The sequence below is a fragment of the Pseudochrobactrum sp. AO18b genome (assembly GCF_000409565.1).
GTDB lineage: Bacteria > Pseudomonadota > Alphaproteobacteria > Rhizobiales > Rhizobiaceae > Pseudochrobactrum > Pseudochrobactrum saccharolyticum.
In genome coordinates this window covers 1-1,534 of sequence record NZ_ANNO01000452.1, presented here as the reverse complement: position 1 = coordinate 1,534, position 1,534 = coordinate 1, and the positions used below count along the sequence as shown (strand labels likewise).

1 protein-coding gene and 1 pseudogene are annotated in these 1,534 nt (G+C 53.3%); one reads left to right on the top strand and one right to left on the bottom strand.

Annotated elements, in window-relative coordinates; translation table 11 throughout:
* Positions 1–783, top strand: a 783-nt coding sequence (locus tag A918_RS0117065) for a LysR substrate-binding domain-containing protein (RefSeq protein ID WP_028233937.1), incomplete at its 5' end; no start/stop codon positions are given.
* A 233-nt stretch (positions 784–1,016) separates the two neighbouring features.
* On the opposite strand, the pseudogene A918_RS22355 reads toward A918_RS0117065, so the two are convergent.
* A pseudogene (locus A918_RS22355) lies at positions 1,017–1,413 on the bottom strand (IS3 family transposase); the annotation flags it as partial.
* Between the last annotated feature and the right edge of the window lie 121 nt (positions 1,414–1,534).

The following is a 1,534-nucleotide window of genomic DNA, read 5'->3' as shown; positions in this document are numbered from 1 at the left end:
CTGGAGGGACGTGTAGGTGCGCGGTTGCTCCACCGCACTACACGTCGCGTCTCACCGACCCAGGACGGCGCAGCTTTTTACGAGCGTTGCCTGCGAGTCATTGCCGAAGTCGAGGATACGGAAAACCTGTTCCGGCAGACCGCAGCTCAACCGTCGGGCAGACTGAAGATCGACGTTCCTGGTCGTATTGGGCGGCTCATTATTGCGCCGGCACTTCCTCAATTCCTAGAACGTTTCCCTCAAATCGATATCGATCTCGGCGTCTCCGACCGCGCAGTAAATCTCATAGAAGACAGTGTAGATTGCGTGCTGCGCGTCGGGCCTTTAATTGACTCAGGCCTGATAGCGCGACCTATCGGCAAACTGGCGCTGATCAATGTCGCAAGCCCCGCCTATCTGAAACGACATGGCGCTCCTAAAAGCCCCAGTGATCTCAGCTCCCACTGGGCCGTCAACTATGCTTCCCCCTCCACTGGCCGGGTCGACGACTGGGAATGGATCGAGGATGGCAATCTACGAACAAAACAGATGCGAAGCCGCATTACCGTCAATAGCGCGGAAGCATATATCGCCTGCTGTCTGGCGGGGCTCGGCTTGATCCAGATACCTGCCTACGATGTCAGACCACATCTGGATGCAGGAGAACTGGTTGAGGTTATGGTAAACCATCGCACGGAGCCTATGCTTATGACGCTGCTTTACCCGCATCGCCAACATTTCTCGCGGCGATTGCAAGTCTTCGCCGATTGGCTTGAAGCATTACTAAAGAAAGATGTTCTATGATTTCCGAGAGAGGCGACCGAGATGAATATCAGCAGCCGCCATTGCAAATTTTCTAGCTCTATGGCATTTATTTCTTCTGTACGTTCGAAAGCGGACCAACAGCTTCGGGCTTCAATTCGGACTTGGGAACTCAAGCAGCGCGGTTTCCTGGCCGGCAAACATAGTTTGTTTGGTCTGTTAATTCACCACTGAATGCTGTGCGCGAGCGCTATGCCGAGTCGGTGGAGGGTTTATCTGACCGATAGGTGCGACTGCTCGACCAGCCGGATGAGATCAAGCTTTTCGGTGGTTGGATATCGAATTCCTCGTCCCCCCAGCCGCGATCATGTTTTTTGAGCTGGCGATTTTCCAGGGTACGATCAGTCAGCGCATCTTTCAGGTCGCGGTTTTCACGGCATAGCGCCTTGACCTCGTCACTGGTCGCTGAGTGAGCAGACCGCTTGCAAGCCATTTCTTCCCCTTTTCGATGAATTCCTTTGACCAGTTATAGAGCTCTTGGCGATCCCCTCACGACGGCGAATCGTAGCGATGCTGTTTTCGCCACGCAACCCTTCCAGTATGATGAATTTTGTCTTCCGTAGAATGGTGCTTGCGCGTCGCGCGGCGGATGTCCTTGAACCTCTTCTCTATTAAACCAAACCTGTCTCAAACAGGGGGTTGTCTACCCCTGTTGATTGCCGCTAAGAACTGCCCCGGTTTTTCCACCGAGAATTGACCCGCCTTTTAATTAATGTTCGGGTTTTTATTCACG